A 16,149-nucleotide genomic window follows, 5' to 3' on the forward strand; every position below is an offset into this window, starting at 1 on the left:
TCTGTTTACAAGGAAATTTTGATGAAAGTCCTGTTTATCGCCGATCCGATGGCAAGTTTTAAAACCTATAAAGACACTACTTACGCCATGATGCGTGAAATGGCAAAGCGCGGTTGGCAGCTTTTTCATACCTTGAGCGGAGAATTGTCCGTCCGTGAAGGCTTGGTGGTGGCTCAGGCAGCGGCATTTGAGTTTGTCGGCGCGAAGAACGATGACGATCATGAATGGTTTAAAGCAGAGGCAAAAGTTCAGACGGCCTTAAAAGATTTCGATGCGGTCATTATGCGCACTGATCCGCCGTTTGATATGCAATATCTGTATGCGACCCAGTTTTTGACGTTGGCGCAGCAGCAGGGCGCGAAAGTGTTTAACAGCGGGCAAGCAATGCGCGATTTCAATGAAAAATTGGCGATTTTGAATTTCAGCCAGTTTACCGCGCCGACTTTGGTTACCACACGTTCCGCCGATGTCCGTGCCTTTTTGAAAGAACACAGCGACATCATCATCAAACCTTTGGACGGCATGGGTGGTATGGGCATTTTCCGCCTGACCGAATCCGATCCCAATATCGGCAGTATTTTGGAAACCCTGATGCAGCTTGATTCACGCACCATCATGGCGCAACGTTATATTCCTGAAATCGTACATGGCGACAAGCGCATTCTGATTATCGGCGGGGAAGTTGTTCCGTATGCTTTGGCGCGCATTCCGCAAAATGGCGAAACACGCGGCAACTTGGCTGCCGGTGGCCGCGGCGTGGCGCAGGAGTTGAGCGAGCGCGACCGTGAGATTGCAGAAACCCTTGCGCCTGAATTGAAGCACCGCGGTATTTTGCTTGCTGGTTTGGATGTCATCGGCAGCAACCTGACCGAAGTCAACGTAACCAGCCCGACCGGCTTCCAAGAAATCATGAAGCAAAAAGATTTCGACGTTGCCGCCATGTTCGCAGATGTCGTGGCATCTTGGGCAAAACAATAAATCCAAAGGCCGTCTGAAAATTGATCCGACCGTTTTTTTCAGACGGCCTTTTTATGTTGAGTATATGATGAAACCATCTTCCTACGCTTCCGAGAAAAAAGGAAAAAACGGTATCAAGCGCATTATCAATGCGTTTGGTTATTCCAAAGACGGACTGGCTGCCGCGTATCGTTATGAAAGCGCATTTCGCCAAGTTTTTTGGCTGAACCTGATTTTAATTGTCTTGGCTTTGTTCCTTGATTTCGGCCCGGTCACCAAAATGGTGCTTGTTGTCGCATCGTTTATTTCACTGATTACCGAATTGTTTAATACCGCCATCGAGGCAGCTGTTGACCATACCTCTACTGAAAAACACGAGCTGGCCAAGCGTGCCAAAGATGCCGGTTCGGCCGCGCAACTGATGGCTTTGTTAATGTTATTTATTGTTTGGATTGTTGCATTAACTGCTTAGAAATGTGGTAATATGGTAATTCATTAGGATTAGATAGTATTACTTAATCTATATCAAAGTTTTCAGACGGTCTTCGGTTGTAAGATGAAGGCTGTATATCCCAGCCATTTGGCAAACATAAGGAGCAAAACATGAAAAAATTAATGGCAACCCTGATTCTGGCAGGCTTGGCAACTTCCGTATCTGCAGCCGGTATCCATATTGAAGACGGTTGGGCACGTTCTACCGTTGAAGGTATGAAAATGGGTGGCGCATTCATGAAAATCCACAACGATGAAGCTAAAAAAGACTTCTTGGTTGGCGGCAGCAGCCCGGTAGCCGAGCGTATCGAAGTACATACCCATGTAAACGACAACGGCGTAATGCGCATGCGCGAAGTTAAAGGCGGCATCCCGCTGGAAGAAAAAGGCGTAACCGAGCTGAAACCAGGCAGCTACCACGTTATGTTCATGGGTCTGAAAAAACCGCTGAAAGAAGGCGAAAAAGTACCTGTTACCCTGAAATTCAAAAATGCCAAACCTCAAACCGTACAACTGGAAGTGAAAACCGCACCGCAATCCGGCATGGATCACGGTCATGGTCATGGTCACGGTGGCGCGCATCAACACTAATTGCTTGAATTTGCATATAAAGGCCGTCTGAAAGTCATTGGGCTTTCAGACGGCCTTTTCTGTCGTTAAATCAAAATGTGCTAAAATCACGCTTTAAAAAATGTATTTAAAACCCACATTCCCCTCATGAATACTACCAACACACCAACAAACATCATCGTCGGCCTTTCCGGCGGCGTCGATTCATCCGTTACCGCGGCCCTGCTCAAACAGCAAGGCCATCAAATCAGCGGTGTGTTCATGCAGAACTGGGAAGATGACGACAACGACGAATATTGCAGCATCAAACAAGACTCCTTTGATGCCATTGCCGTTGCCGATATCATCGGAATCGATATCGACATCGTCAATTTTGCCGCGCAATATAAAGATAACGTATTTGCCTATTTCCTCAAAGAATACAGCGCAGGCCGCACGCCAAATCCGGACGTCTTGTGCAATGCCGAAATCAAATTCAAATGCTTTTTGGACTACGCCATGGATCAGGGCGCCGATACCATTGCTACCGGACATTATGCCCGCAAAGAAGTTCGCAACGGCGTGCATTACCTGCTCAAAGGCTTGGATCAAAACAAAGACCAAAGCTATTTCCTGTATCGTCTCAAGCCTTTCCAACTCGAACGCGCGATTTTCCCATTGGGCGAGTTGGAAAAGCCTGAAGTACGCCGTCTTGCCGAAGAATTCAAATTACCGACTGCAACCAAAAAAGACAGTACCGGTATTTGCTTTATTGGCGAACGCCCATTCCGCGAATTTCTGCAAAAATACTTGCCGACCAATAATGGCAAAATGGTTACCCCTGAAGGCAAAGTGGTTGGCAAACACGTCGGCTTGATGTTTTACACGCTGGGCCAACGTAAAGGCTTGGGTATCGGCGGCGCAGGCGAACCATGGTTTGTTGCGGCCAAGGATTTGACTAAAAACGAACTGATTGTCGTCCAAGGCCATAACCATCCTTTGCTTTATACACAAAGCCTGATTATGAACGATTTGAGCTTCACATTGCCCGAACGTCCGAAAGAAGGCCGCTATACCTGTAAAACGCGCTACCGTATGGCTGACGCACCTTGTACGTTGCGTTACTTGGATGATGAAACCGTCGAGCTTGTCTTTGACGAGCCGCAATGGGCGGTAACCCCCGGACAATCTGCGGTACTGTATGACGGCGATGTGTGCTTGGGCGGTGGTATCATCATGTCCACCGACAAGCCTGTCATTATTACTGCTTAATAAAAGGGCCATCTGAAAACGAAGCGGCGGATTGAAATAAAGCCTTTCAGACGGCCTCGATTTCAAAAAACGACTAAATAAAAGACTGATCAATATGGAAAAACTCTGGCTCAAAAGCTATGAACAAGGCGTAAACTCTGAAATCGATATTTCTCAATACAGCTCCATCAGCGACGTATTCCATCAAAGTGTCGAGAAATTCGCGGATAAACCTGCTTTTCAAAACATGGGCAAAACGCTGACTTATGCCGAAGTGGGCAAGTTGGCTACCGATTTTGCGTCTTACCTGCAAAACGTATTGAAACTGCCGCGCGGTGAGCGCGTGGCGATTATGATGCCGAACGTTTTGCAATATCCGATTGCGCTTTTCGGTATTTTGCAGGCAGGTTTGGTGGCAGTGAATACCAATCCGCTTTATACGCCGCGCGAGTTGGAGCATCAGTTGAAAGACAGCGGCGCGACAACGATTGTCGTGTTGGAGAACTTTGCCAATACGTTGGAGCTGGTGTTGCCGCGTACGCAAATCAAACATGTGATTGTCGCGTCGGTCGGCGAGATGTTCGGCATGATTAAAGGCGCGTTGATGAACTTCGTCATCCGCAAAGTGAAAAAAATGGTGCCGGAATACCGCATTCCCAATACCGTGACTTTTCAGACGGCCTTGAAGCAAGGTGCGGCCAATTCGTTCAAACCAGTCGAGTTGACGCGCGACGATACTGCTTTGCTGCAATATACGGGCGGTACGACCGGTTTGGCGAAAGGCGCCGTCCTCACTCACGGCAATATCTGCGCCAATATGTTGCAGGCAAAAGAATGGATTAAAAACAGCCTGCACGAAGGCAAAGAAACGGTCATTGCCGCGTTGCCGCTGTATCATATCTTTGCCTTGACGGTAAACCTGATGATCTTTGCGAATACCGGTTCTAAAATCATCCTGATTACCAATCCGCGTGACATGAAAGGATTTATCGGTGAATTGAAAAAAGAGCCGATTAGCGTGTTTATTGGTGTGAATACTCTGTTTAATGCGATGGTCAACCGTCCGGATTTTGCCGAAGTTGATTTTTCCCGTTTGAAGCTGACTTTGGGCGGCGGTATGGCAACGCAAAAAGCCGTGGCGGAAAAATGGAAACAAATTACCGATACGCCGATTGTGGAAGCTTACGGTTTGACCGAGGCCAGTCCGGGCGTATGTTGTAATCCTTTGAATATCGAAGCTTACAGCGGTGGTATTGGTCTGCCTGTTTCTTCAACCGAGGTCGAATTGCGTGATGCAGACGGCAAAGAAGTGCCTATCGGACAACCGGGCGAATTGTGGGTGCGCGGCCCGCAAGTGATGAAAGGCTATTGGAATCGTCCTGAAGAAACCGCCAAAGCAATCGATGCACGCGGCTTTTTGGAGACCGGCGACATTGCCGTGATGGATGAAAAAGGCTGGCTGAAGCTGGTGGACCGCAAAAAAGATTTGATTGTGGTATCCGGTTTCAATGTGTATCCGAACGAAATCGAAGAAGTGGTGGCCGGCAACGACAAAGTCTTGGAAGTCGCGTGTATCGGCGTGAAAAGTGAGAAAACCGGCGAAGCGATTAAGGTCTTCGTCGTACGCAAAGACCCGTCTTTGACCAAGGAAGAGCTGATCGATTTCTGCCGTAAAGAACTGACCGCTTACAAAGTGCCGAAAGACATCGAATTCCGCGACGAGTTGCCAAAATCCAACGTTGGCAAAATCCTGCGCCGCGAGCTGCGCTGATATATAGAATCAGTATGATAAGGCCGTCTGAAAACGCTATTTTCAGACGGCCTGAAGCTTTTGCCGTTTGCCAGAATATGTTGCTTCAAGTTAAAATCACACATTCCAACATGGGTATCACATCATGACTAAATTTATTTTCGTAACCGGCGGCGTTGTATCTTCTTTGGGTAAAGGTATCGCCGCCGCTTCTATTGCTACTATTCTCGAGTCGCGCGGCTTGAACGTGACCATGCTTAAGCTCGACCCGTATATCAACGTTGACCCGGGTACCATGAGTCCGTTTCAACACGGCGAAGTATTCGTGACCGATGACGGCGCGGAAACCGACCTTGATTTGGGTCACTATGAGCGCTTCATCAACGCCACCATGACCCGCCGCAACAGCTTCAGTACCGGCCAAGTCTATGAAAACGTGATTGCCAAAGAGCGTCGCGGCGACTATTTGGGCGGTACCGTACAAGTGATTCCGCACATTACCGATGAAATCAAACGCCGTATCCATGAGGGCGCAGCCGGTTATGATGTAGCGATTGTCGAAATCGGCGGTACAGTCGGCGATATCGAATCGTTGCCTTTCTTGGAAGCCATCCGTCAAATGCGCAGCCAGCTCGGCCGCAACAATACATTGTTTGCCCATCTAAGCTATGTTCCTTACATTGCCGCCGCCGGTGAAATCAAAACCAAACCGACCCAGCATACCGTTAAAGAAATGTTGAGCATCGGTTTGCAACCGGACATCCTGATCTGCCGTATGGACAGAGAAATGCCTGCGGACGAGCGCCGTAAGATTGCATTGTTCTGTAACGTTGAAGAACGTGCCATCGTGGGCAGCTACGATGTGGACAGTATTTACGAATGCCCTGAAATGCTGCACAACCAAGGCATCGACAGCATTATTACCGAGCAGCTCCAACTGAATGTCAAACAAGCCGATTTGACCGAATGGAAGAAAATCGTTCACGCGATTCAAAATCCGAAACATACCGTCAAAATCGCGATGGTCGGCAAATACGTTGATTTGACCGAGTCCTACAAATCATTGATCGAAGCCCTGAAACACGCCGGTATTCACACTGAAACCGACGTACAAATTACCTTTGTCGATAGCGAAAGCATCGAGAAGGGCAATGGCGACGTTTCCATGCTCAAAGGCATGGACGCGATTTTGGTGCCGGGCGGCTTCGGTTCACGCGGCGTGGAAGGCAAAATTGCCGCCGTACGCTATGCGCGTGAAAACAATGTACCATACTTGGGCATCTGCTTGGGTATGCAAATCGCCCTGATCGAATATGCCCGCGATGTTGCAGGCTTGAAGGGTGCGAACTCTACCGAGTTTGACTTGAAATGCGCCGCGCCTGTCGTTGCCCTGATTGACGAATGGCAAACTGCCGACGGCAGCGTAGAAACCCGCGACGAATCTGCCGATTTGGGCGGCACCATGCGTTTGGGTGCGCAAGAAGTTGACCTCAAACCGGGCAGCCTCGCCGCAAAAATCTACGGCAGCGAACATATCCGCGAACGTCATCGCCACCGCTACGAAGTTAACAACAACTATGTTCCTCAGTTGGAAAAAGCCGGTTTGGTCATCGGCGGCGTATCCGCAGGCCGCGAGCGTTTGGTTGAAACCATCGAATTGCCAAATCATCCTTGGTTCTTCGCGTGTCAGTTCCATCCGGAATTTACTTCCAATCCGCGCAAAGGCCATCCTTTGTTCAGCGCGTTTGTGAAAGCCGCGTTGGGTAACAAAAAATCCTGATTGATATGATTGAAAAAGCACCCGTTATCCGGGTGCTTTTTTGTTTTCAGACGGCCTTAGAAGTTATTTGTCTTCATTGACTTCACGGTCATTTAAAGGTTGTACGGGACGGTTGTTTTCGCCGCCGATAATGTCGCGCATGGCTTTAAACTGCGCCGCATCTGCCTGAACCGGAGTTTTTAAGACAACCCAAGTAACGTTTTCGCTGCAAGGCGGCGTTGTCAGCGAGCCTTTCAGTTGGAAGGACTTGCTATCTTTAGGCAGCAGGGCTTGGATATTTAAGTTTTTCAATGTTACGGATTCGCCTGCTTTCAGTTTTTTGGCTGTGAGTGCGGACAGGGCAGGATTGTTTTTGCCCGGTTTAAATACAGAGCCGATGACCGCCAAAGTACCGTCTTCGGCTTGATGGACGAAATGCGCTTCCATTGGGAAATGTTTGCCTTTGAAAGTATGTTCGCTCGGCGTATGGAAGTGGAATTGTTTGAAGGTATAGGTTTTACCGTTAATCACGATGGTTTGGGCCTTGCCTTGCGGCGTGGCTTGAAGGGTATGGCCGTTATTTTCTACTTTGTAGTCGGCAACGTTGTAACGGTATGTCAGTTGTTTGCCTTTTACTGCTTTTGTTGTGGAGAAATCCACTGGAGATTGCTGTTTGCCTGTTTTGCAGACAGCAAAGTCTTCACTCAAATCGCCCCAGTGTGCAGCATCGTTTTCACCTGTGTAAGACCAATGTGCATGATGGGTTTCGGCGGATACCGTTGCAGTAGAGACAGCCATTAGCAAAGATAAAAAGAGATGTTTGTTCAACATAAGGACTCCTGTTTATTTATATTAGGTAAAAGGAAAAATTTATACCAAATAAATTGTTGATATAAAAAAGCTTCTTCATAAGAAGAAAGTTAATGATAGTGGCAATTTTGGAATATTAGGTTGATATATGGCAAACATTTATCAAGCAATCATTTTTGATTAAATGATTACAATAATAGGGATGATTGTCCTTGCCATGACTTTGAATGGGAGGCCGTCTGAAATTTTTTTCAGACGGCCTGTTTTATTTGAAAATGTTGTAAAAAGTCTAAACTCTAATGAATAAAAGTGTCTATCAAGATGAAAGTAGTTGTTTGTAGCGTTAGAAAACATTAATATTGCCAAACGTGTTTTCACGAGATTTTAACTTTGTTTTGGAGAGAATAATGAAAAAATCGATTATCGCTTTGGTTATTGCTGGTTTGCCACTGGCTGCCTCTGCAGAAGTGATTCTGTATGGTCAAATCAAAAGCAGCGTGACCGTTGGTCAAGTAAAAATCAAAGGTGACGCAGGTTCTGAAACCAGCTCTACCGCAACCAGCATCAATGACAATACTTCCCGTATCGGTTTCAAAGGTAGCGAGAACTTGGGTGGCGATTTGAAAGCCATCTGGCAAGTTGAACAAAAAACGGCCATTACCGGCGGTTCACAAGGTTTTGCCAATCGCGATTCCTTCATCGGTTTGCAAGGTAAATTCGGTAAAGTCCGTGCCGGTAAACTCAGCAATATGCTGAATGAAATGGATACCATCGATCCATGGATGTACAAAACTAATGCCGCAGGCTTGGGCATCTTTACCCGTACCGGCAACCGCAACGCCGCTGTGCGCTACGACAGCCCGGATTTTGGCGGATTCAAATTCAACGTGTCTTACGCACCGCGCGACAACCGCAATCCTTCAGACAAATACATGCACACCCAAGCGGCCAAAGACCAATACACCGGCGGCGTGAGCTTCTCTAAAAACGGCTTTACTGCCAATGCGGCTTACGGCCACTACAACGGCGCGTACACCGACAATTCTGGCAAAGTCAAAGCGGCACAAATCGCCAAAGTTGAAACTTATTACGACAAAGACAATCTCTTTGTCGGCGGCGGCGTACACTATGCCAAAGGCCATGAGACAGCCAACGATTATTTAGGTTATTTCACCGATGGTTTTAATGAGTACAAGGGTAGTGACATCACTGCCGATTCAGGCAAATCTGAAGTCGTGAAAGTGGTTGATGCAGCGGTAACTGTCGGCTACAAATTGGGCAATGTGACCCCACGCATTACTTACGCACACGGCTGGCCTGCCAAGGGCGTGAACAGCGGCGAAAAATTGGTGGATAAATTCGACCAAGTCGTTGTCGGCGGCCAATATACTTTCAGCAAACGCACCGGCGTAGTTGCCCAACTGGCGTATTTGAAAGTCGGCAACAAAACCCGTCTGACTGCAGCCAACAAAGGCGGCGTTGAACAAAAAGCCGCTTCTGTGGGTCTGTATCACAAATTCTAAGCCGTCTTGAAAGACAAGGCCGTCTGAAAAATTTCAGACGGCCTTTTTGTTGATTAAAGCGGTTTATTTGTCGTGGTTGGTCAGCGTTGTACCGTGACGGCCGCCGCGTTCTTTCAAACGTTGTACCAAGCCTTCGACCGTTGTCGGCATGCCGTCGATACAGAATGCCTGATACAGGGCGGTGTGCAGGGCATCGTTGCGGCTGAACGCATTGCCGATCAGCTTCCAATCGCCTTTGCGCGGCTCAATCCAGCGGTGGTTTACTGTGTCGCCGTAAGCGAATACTTTGTAAGACGAACGCTTGTCGTTGCTGTAAGTAAAGGACGTACGGGCGCAATAGAGGCCCTCGACGGAGAGGTTGTCGTAGCCTTTGTCGGAGCGCACGTTCAAGACGTAGCGGATGCTGTTGTCAGGTGCAGGCATGATTTGCAGGCTGCTGAGCAGGATTTTAGGCTGCTTGCCGTAGGTTTCGTTGACATAGAGGTCGAACCAATCGCCCGATTGGGTATCGGGCAGGGGCGGCAACTCGGCTTTGTGTTCTTTAAATTCGCGTGCGGCAACTTCTTCAGGGCTTTCCTGATAACGCGTGTTGGTCAGCGTATCCTTTTGGCTGAAACCCAAAGCAAATGCTTGAGTCGCGGCAAGGCTGAGGGCGAGAAGGGCAAAACGGCGCATAGACAGCTCCAAAGTGAAAAACGGCTTTATTTTATGGGCTTGCAGGGTGGGGTGCAAGTAAGTGCGGTATAATTGGCGTTAATTCTGATTAATATGACGAGTTTCATCATGAATACACAAACTCTGGATGTCATCGGTTTGAAATGCCCGTTGCCGATTTTGCGTGCCAAAAAAGCTTTGGCGCAAATGCAGGAAGGAGAAGTGCTGACCGTATTGGCCACTGATGGCGGCGCGCCCGGCGATTTTGAAGCGTTTTGCCGTCAGACCGGACATGTCTTGTTGGAATCGAGCGAAGCCGACGGCGTGTTCAAGCTGGTGTTGAAGCACAAATAAAGGCCGTCTGAAATGTCTAAAGCCGTCGCGTTGTCTGCCGCCGTATTGGCCGTCTGCCTCAGTGCATGCGGCAATGAAGGCGTTTCGCCGCAGAACGCTGCCGATTATGCCCAAAATGTAACCGACTTGTTCCGCCAAAGCTGCGTGGCTGCAGACGGTGATGCCTCCCTTGTCGGCGAGTTTGCCAATGCCAACAAGCTGATTTTATTGTCGAAAAAAGATATTGCCGATTTGTCTGCCGGAATGATGGATTTGGAGGCATTAAGCATTTGGAAGAAAACGGTAAACGGCGCAGATTATTATTTGAGCTTGACTGAAGACAGTTGCAGCGTGCGCACGGCTAAAGCCGACGACCATCTGATTTTCAAACAATTTTTGGCTTTGGCAGAAAATCCGCCGCAAGGTTTGAACGCTGAATTGCGTGCCGATAATTTGGCGGAAACCCCGTTGCCTATGCGTCAGATTTCCTACGCATGGCGCGCGTCCGGCAGTCCGAAAGAAACCTTGCTGACCGTTAAAACAACGTCGTCCGAGCATTTTCCGGTACAGGCTGTTTTTTATTTGACCCATCATTCTTACGACAATAAGGCCGCCGTTTTACCTTAGGCCGGTTGACGATTGAAAAACATCAAATTGATAGAAACCGTTACCGCCGAATAAAGGCCGTCTGAAACATTATCAAACCAAACCACTCGAAAGTAAGCTATGCAAACCCTGACCATCATCCGCCCCGACGATATGCACTTACACCTGCGCGACGGCGACGCGCTCAAAGCCGTTGCCCCGTACACCGCCCGACAAATGGGCCGCGCGGTTATCATGCCCAACCTCAAACCGCCAGTCGTCAGCGTTGCCGATGCCCAAGCATACAAAGAGCGCATTATGGCTGCCCTGCCAGAAGGCAGTAGCTTCCAGCCGTTGATGACGCTTTATTTGACCGATAACGCCACTCCCGAACTCGTGCGTGAAGCCAAGGCTGCCGGTATTGTGGCTTTCAAACTCTATCCAGCAGGCGCGACCACCAATTCCGATTCCGGCGTGACCGACTTGTTTAAGCTGATCCCCGTGTTGGAAGAAATGGCGAAACAGGGCATTTTGTTCTTGGTTCACGGCGAAGTAACCGATCCTGAAATCGATATTTTCGACCGCGAAGCCGCCTTTATCGAGCGCGTGATGAAGCCGGTTTTGGCGCAAGTTCCAAACCTCAAGGTCGTGTTTGAACACATCACCACTGCCGAAGCAGCCCGACTGGTATTGGAAGCCGGCGATAATGTGGCCGCATCCGTGACGCCGCAACACTTGCTGCTCAACCGCAACGACCTTTTGGTCGGCGGCGTGCGCCCTCATCATTTCTGCCTGCCTGTACTCAAACGCGAAACCCACCGTCAGGCTTTGGTTGCCGCCGTTACCGGCAATAAGGCGCACAAATTCTTCCTCGGCACGGACTCTGCGCCACATGCCAAGACTGCCAAAGAAAATGCTTGCGGTTGCGCCGGTATGTTCAGCGCAATGACGGCCATCGAGCTTTATGCCGAAGTGTTTGAGAAAGCAGGCGCGTTGGACAAACTGGAAGCCTTTGCTTCTAAAAACGGCCCACGTTTCTACGGTCTGCCTGAAAATACCAATACCATTACATTGGTCAAACAAACGCAAACCGTACCTGCCAGTGTGCCTTACGGCGATGGCGAGCTTGTACCGATGAGGGCCGGCGGCGAGATTGAATGGACGGTACAATATTAAATTTGCCGCCAATTAGGCATAAAAAGAAACAACCTGCTTGAAAGGGCAGGTTGTTTTTTATTGTCGTTCAGACGGCCTGTTATGGGGAGGGAAGACAGTCAAGGCCGTCTGAAAACAGGATTAGAGTGTGTATTTATTCGGTCAACATGGGTTTCAGTGCTTCCCAAGCCTGCGGCAGTTGGGTAAAACCGTCCGAAGCCATTAAATGGCCGCCTTCTGGAATATGGGTAACAGGGCTTTTGAGTTTGGCCGCCATGTCCAAAGTCAGTTCGGGCGGAACATGGGTGTCATTGTCGGAAACCAGGCAGTGTTTGGGCATATCGATTTTGCGCAGGATGTCGAAATCGGGGGACGCTGCTTCAATGTAGGCATCGAGCGTGGGCAGGGGCGGCAGTGTATCGGCAAAACCGGCGGCAAGCAACAGACCGCCGATTTTTTGCGGCTGTTGGCGGCTGAGGAAGTGAAGGAGGGTAATGCAGCCGAGGCTGTGGCCGACTAGAAAGGTATGGGCATCGGGCTTGCCGATGTGCTGGTCAAGGGTAAACTGCCACGCGGTCGTGCTTGGTTTGTCGGGATTGGGCATGGCAAGGGAGATTGCTTGTGCGCCGGTGCTTTTGACTTGGGCGCAAAGCCAGTCAAACCAGTTGCCGTGCGGATTGCCTTCAAAGCCATGTACGATATAAACGCGTCGATTCATGTTTCTCCTCCTTCAGACGGCCTGAGATTTTGTCTAAATCTCTGCCCGTAAGTGTTTATTATACCATGTTTGTTTATGTTTTATTGTTTGCCGCTTTGTAAGGATGGTTGATTAAGCTTTTGTTGTTAAATGATATTTGCAAGAATAATAAAGCAAACAACACGGCAGGGGCGGATGGCGTTGCCGTATTGTTCGGGTTTGAAATATATAGGGGCCGTCTGAAAAAGGGAAAGAATGGTTTGTTTGTTGCAAAGATGTTTTTGTTATATTGCAAGGCCGTGTTTTTCAGACGGCCTTTACGCTTTAACTTATTTTTAACCCGATTTCTCTGACGAAGTGCCTGTCTTGGCGTACACTTTGGTCTTTTATAAATGAGAATGGTTTATGTATCACGGCGAGAGATTTAATGCGTACAGCCATTTGGCCGGTTTCTTGTTGGCAGTGGCGGCCTTGGTGCTGATGCTGGTAAAGGCGGTCGAATCGGCGGACGGCTATCGGATTGCCGGTGCACTGACTTATGGAGTCTGCCTGCTGCTTCTATATTTGGGCTCAACCTTATACCACAGTATTCCGCAGCCGAAGGCCAAGGCGATTTTGCAAAAGGTCGATCATTGTATGATTTATCTTTTGATTGCAGGCAGTTATACGCCGTTTACGCTGATTACCCTGCAGGGCGGTTGGGGCTGGTCGCTTTTCGGCGTGTCATGGGGGCTGGCTTTGTTGGGCATTGTTCAAGAGCTGACAATTGGGCGCAAAAGCGAGAAGCGGCTGCTGTCGATGGTGATTTATGTTTTGATGGGCTGGCTGATTGTGGTGGCGGTGTGGCCGCTGATACAGTCGCTTTCGGCCGGTGGATTATTTTGGCTGGTGTTGGGCGGCGTATTGTATAGCGTGGGGATTTATTGGTTTATCAACGATACGAAAATCCGCCATGGCCACGGTATCTGGCACTTGTTTGTCTTGGCAGGCAGTTTGACGCAATTTATCAGCATTTATTTTTATGTGTTGTAGTTTCAGACGGCCTGAAATAAAAAACCTCTCAGTTTGACTGAGAGGTTTTTGTTTGTCGTTAACCTGGATTTTTGTCGTGAAATTCGTGGAATTCATAATTGTAGGTCAACTCTTTGCCGGCTTTGGTTTGCGCCAGATAATCGTCGTAAACCGCACGGATTTCCTTACGCAGCAGGAAGAGGGCGATTAAGTTCGGCAAGACCATAAAGCCGTTGAACATATCGGACATGCTCCAAACCAAATCCACTTTGCCCAATGTACCCAATACGATGGCCACCAAAACCAGTGCGCGGTAGATGCCCAAGTGTTTGCCGCGGAACAGGAAGCGGATATTGGATTCGCCGAAGTAGTACCAGCCGATGATGGTGGTAAAGGCGAAGAAGGTCAGACAGACGGCGAGCAGTTGCGAACCAAAACCCGGGAAGGCTTTGTTAAACGCCAGTTGGGTAACCGCAGCGCCGGTTTCGCCGGACAGGTTGGCGTCGGTCAGCAGGATAATCAGCGCGGTTGCCGTGCAAACCATCAGCGTATCGATAAAAATACCGATAAACGCGGCCATACCTTGTTGTACAGGGTGTTTGACGTTGGCGGTCGCATGAGCGTGTGGGGTCGAACCCATACCGGCTTCATTGGAAAACAGGCCGCGTGCCACACCGAAGCGGACAGCTTCGCGCATACCGATACCGGCCGCACCGCCCAATACTGCTTCAGGATTGAAGGCGGCGACAAAGATATTGTGGAACATCGGAATGATGTGGTCGGAGAATTTGAACAAAATAATCACGGCACACAAGATGTAAATCACAGCCATAAACGGCACGACAAATTGCGCGATACCGGCAATGCGGTTGATGCCGCCGATGATAATCAGGCCGGCGAATACCGCCAAAGCAATGCCGACAGCCATCGGAGGAATATCGAAAGCCAAATTTATGGCCGAGGCGATAGAGTTGGATTGGGTCGCGTTACCGATGAAACCCAGCGCGATAATCAAGGCGATGGAGAAAAAACCGGACAGGAAACGCGCCGCGCCACGGCCGATTTTCGGAGTCAGGCCGTGCGTGATGTAAAACGCAGGGCCGCCGATGTATTTGCCGTGGCTGACCACGCGGTATTTTTGCGCCAAAACGGCTTCTGCAAAAATGGTAGACATGCCCAAAATGGCAGACAACCACATCCAAAAGATGGCACCCGGGCCGCCGGCAGTAATCGCAGTGGCGACACCGGCAACGTTACCGGTACCGATTTGCGCGGAAATCGCCACGGCAAGCGCTTGAAATTGAGACAGGGATTTGCCTTCGTGGTCTTTGTCATTTTTGCTGAACAAGCCGCCGAAAACGGATTTGAAACCCGTCCCCAATTTGGTCACTTGCGGCGCGCCCAAGTACAGGGTAAAAAACAGGCCGATACCGATTAAGGCATAAATCAGCAGGTAGTCCCAAAGAACCTGATTGACTGCACCCACCAGAGCAGACAATATTTCTTCCATAATAAAACCTTTAATAAAAACAATAAAAATAAAATGATACGGGTAACTACTCCCACTCATTTTTCATGGTTGGCAACATCGGCGAGCAGGCCGTTTTGCCATTCGATACCGGTTAAGTTGTTAACAATTTTGACCGGTTTTGTCATCATACCGTAAACCTTCGTGAATTAAAACGAAAAACTGACAAAGGTTTGCCGCCAATGTGCTTCTTTATTTAAAAAAGGTTTCTTTGTTTTCAGACGGCCTGTTTTTGCAAATATTCGGGTCGTCTGAATATTTTGGCTAAAGGCAACTTATGATAAAATGCACGCCTTACAAATGAAGCAAATTCCGCCTCAACGCGTGAAAAAACGAAAGGAATCAACATGGCAGGCCATAGTAAGTGGGCAAATATCCAACATAAAAAAGCCCGACAAGATGCCAAACGCGGCAAAATCTTCACCCGTCTGATTAAAGAAATTACCGTTGCTGCCCGTATGGGCGGCGGCGACCCCGGCGCGAACCCGCGCCTGCGCCTGGCTTTGGAAAAAGCTGCTGAAAACAATATGCCTAAAGACAACGTGCAACGTGCCATCGATAAAGGTACGGGCAATCTGGAAGGCGTGGAATACATCGAGTTGCGTTACGAAGGCTACGGCATCGGCGGCGCGGCTTTGATGGTGGACTGTTTGACCGACAACAAAACCCGTACCGTTGCCGATGTGCGCCATGCGTTCACTAAAAACGGCGGTAACTTGGGTACCGACGGTTGCGTAGCGTTCAACTTCGTTCATCAAGGCTATTTGGTGTTTGAACCGGGCGTTGACGAAGATGCGCTGATGGAAGCGGCTTTGGAAGCCGGTGCGGAAGACGTCATCACCAACGACGACGGTTCCATCGAAGTGATTACCGCGCCGAACGACTGGGCCGGTGTGAAATCGGCTTTGGAGGCGGCAGGTTATAAATCTGTTGACGGCGACGTTACCATGCGCGCCCAAAACGAAACCGAGTTGAGCGGCGAAGATGCAGTTAAAATGCAAAAACTGATTGACGCATTGGAAGATTTGGACGACGTACAAGACGTTTACACTTCTGCCGTGTTGAATCTGGATTAAATAGTTTAAAGAACAAAAG

The 16,149-nt window shown here is 49.0% G+C and carries 16 protein-coding genes; 12 read left to right on the forward strand and 4 right to left on the reverse strand.

The features are described 5' to 3' along the window. Window positions 1-21 precede the first annotated feature (21 nt). From gshB to HMPREF2872_RS04860, 6 genes are all read left to right on the forward strand, one after another. Window positions 22-978 (forward strand): glutathione synthase, encoded by a 957-nt coding sequence (gene gshB / locus HMPREF2872_RS04835; protein WP_070631621.1) that lies wholly within the window; start codon window positions 22-24, stop codon window positions 976-978. A 67-nt stretch (window positions 979-1,045) separates the two neighbouring features. After that, on the forward strand, window positions 1,046-1,429 hold the full coding sequence (locus tag HMPREF2872_RS04840; protein WP_049350673.1) for a diacylglycerol kinase: 384 nt from the start codon (window positions 1,046-1,048) through the stop codon (window positions 1,427-1,429). Between the two features lie 131 nt (window positions 1,430-1,560). After that, entirely contained in the window at window positions 1,561-2,040 is a 480-nt protein-coding gene (locus tag HMPREF2872_RS04845) for a copper chaperone PCu(A)C (protein ID WP_070631623.1), read from the forward strand. 126 nt (window positions 2,041-2,166) lie between these two features. After that, entirely contained in the window at window positions 2,167-3,270 is a 1,104-nt protein-coding gene (gene mnmA, locus HMPREF2872_RS04850) for a tRNA 2-thiouridine(34) synthase MnmA (RefSeq protein ID WP_070631626.1), read from the forward strand. Window positions 3,271-3,364: 94 nt separating this feature from the next. Then, entirely contained in the window at window positions 3,365-5,020 is a 1,656-nt protein-coding gene (locus HMPREF2872_RS04855; RefSeq protein WP_070631628.1) for an AMP-binding protein, read from the forward strand. A 124-nt stretch (window positions 5,021-5,144) separates the two neighbouring features. Beyond that, window positions 5,145-6,779 carry a CTP synthase gene (locus HMPREF2872_RS04860; RefSeq protein WP_070631630.1) on the forward strand — a complete coding sequence of 545 codons (1,635 nt, stop codon included), beginning with the start codon at window positions 5,145-5,147 and terminating at the stop codon, window positions 6,777-6,779. Between the two features lie 63 nt (window positions 6,780-6,842). Here HMPREF2872_RS04860 and HMPREF2872_RS04865 read toward each other — a convergent pair whose 3' ends face one another. Further along, complete coding sequence (locus HMPREF2872_RS04865; protein ID WP_070631632.1) at window positions 6,843-7,589, reverse strand: carbonic anhydrase; 747 nt, start codon at window positions 7,587-7,589, stop codon at window positions 6,843-6,845. Between the two features lie 386 nt (window positions 7,590-7,975). Here HMPREF2872_RS04865 and HMPREF2872_RS04870 point away from each other — a divergent pair, with 386 nt between their 5' ends. Then, entirely contained in the window at window positions 7,976-9,091 is a 1,116-nt protein-coding gene (locus tag HMPREF2872_RS04870; protein ID WP_070631634.1) for a porin, read from the forward strand. 63 nt (window positions 9,092-9,154) lie between these two features. Here HMPREF2872_RS04870 and HMPREF2872_RS04875 read toward each other — a convergent pair whose 3' ends face one another. Next, window positions 9,155-9,766, reverse strand: coding sequence for a CNP1-like family protein (locus HMPREF2872_RS04875; RefSeq protein ID WP_063067910.1), 612 nt, complete (start codon window positions 9,764-9,766; stop codon window positions 9,155-9,157). A gap of 108 nt (window positions 9,767-9,874) precedes the next feature. Between HMPREF2872_RS04875 and HMPREF2872_RS04880 the strand changes: the two genes are divergently transcribed. From HMPREF2872_RS04880 to pyrC, 3 genes are all read left to right on the forward strand, one after another. Further along, a complete protein-coding gene (locus HMPREF2872_RS04880; RefSeq protein ID WP_003681929.1) occupies window positions 9,875-10,099 on the forward strand; it encodes a sulfurtransferase TusA family protein in 225 nt (74 codons plus the stop codon). A gap of 12 nt (window positions 10,100-10,111) precedes the next feature. Continuing rightward, the gene (locus tag HMPREF2872_RS04885) at window positions 10,112-10,705 is read left to right on the forward strand and encodes an NMCC_0638 family (lipo)protein (RefSeq protein WP_070631637.1); all 594 of its coding nucleotides are present in this window, start codon (window positions 10,112-10,114) and stop codon (window positions 10,703-10,705) included. A gap of 99 nt (window positions 10,706-10,804) precedes the next feature. Continuing rightward, entirely contained in the window at window positions 10,805-11,839 is a 1,035-nt protein-coding gene (pyrC, locus tag HMPREF2872_RS04890; protein WP_070631638.1) for a dihydroorotase, read from the forward strand. Window positions 11,840-11,972: 133 nt separating this feature from the next. Here pyrC and HMPREF2872_RS04895 read toward each other — a convergent pair whose 3' ends face one another. Then, window positions 11,973-12,536 (reverse strand): RBBP9/YdeN family alpha/beta hydrolase, encoded by a 564-nt coding sequence (locus tag HMPREF2872_RS04895; protein WP_070631639.1) that lies wholly within the window; start codon window positions 12,534-12,536, stop codon window positions 11,973-11,975. A gap of 384 nt (window positions 12,537-12,920) precedes the next feature. Here HMPREF2872_RS04895 and HMPREF2872_RS04900 point away from each other — a divergent pair, with 384 nt between their 5' ends. Further along, a complete protein-coding gene (locus tag HMPREF2872_RS04900; RefSeq protein ID WP_049350640.1) occupies window positions 12,921-13,547 on the forward strand; it encodes a PAQR family membrane homeostasis protein TrhA in 627 nt (208 codons plus the stop codon). A 58-nt stretch (window positions 13,548-13,605) separates the two neighbouring features. On the opposite strand, the gene HMPREF2872_RS04905 is transcribed toward HMPREF2872_RS04900, so the two are convergent. After that, complete coding sequence (locus tag HMPREF2872_RS04905; protein WP_070631641.1) at window positions 13,606-15,036, reverse strand: alanine/glycine:cation symporter family protein; 1,431 nt, start codon at window positions 15,034-15,036, stop codon at window positions 13,606-13,608. A 365-nt stretch (window positions 15,037-15,401) separates the two neighbouring features. Here HMPREF2872_RS04905 and HMPREF2872_RS04910 point away from each other — a divergent pair, with 365 nt between their 5' ends. After that, entirely contained in the window at window positions 15,402-16,130 is a 729-nt protein-coding gene (locus tag HMPREF2872_RS04910; protein ID WP_049329917.1) for a YebC/PmpR family DNA-binding transcriptional regulator, read from the forward strand. Window positions 16,131-16,149 lie beyond the last annotated feature (19 nt).

Origin of the sequence: Neisseria sp. HMSC069H12, from assembly GCF_001812735.1 — a bacterium.
GTDB classification, from domain to species: Bacteria; Pseudomonadota; Gammaproteobacteria; order Burkholderiales; family Neisseriaceae; genus Neisseria; species Neisseria subflava.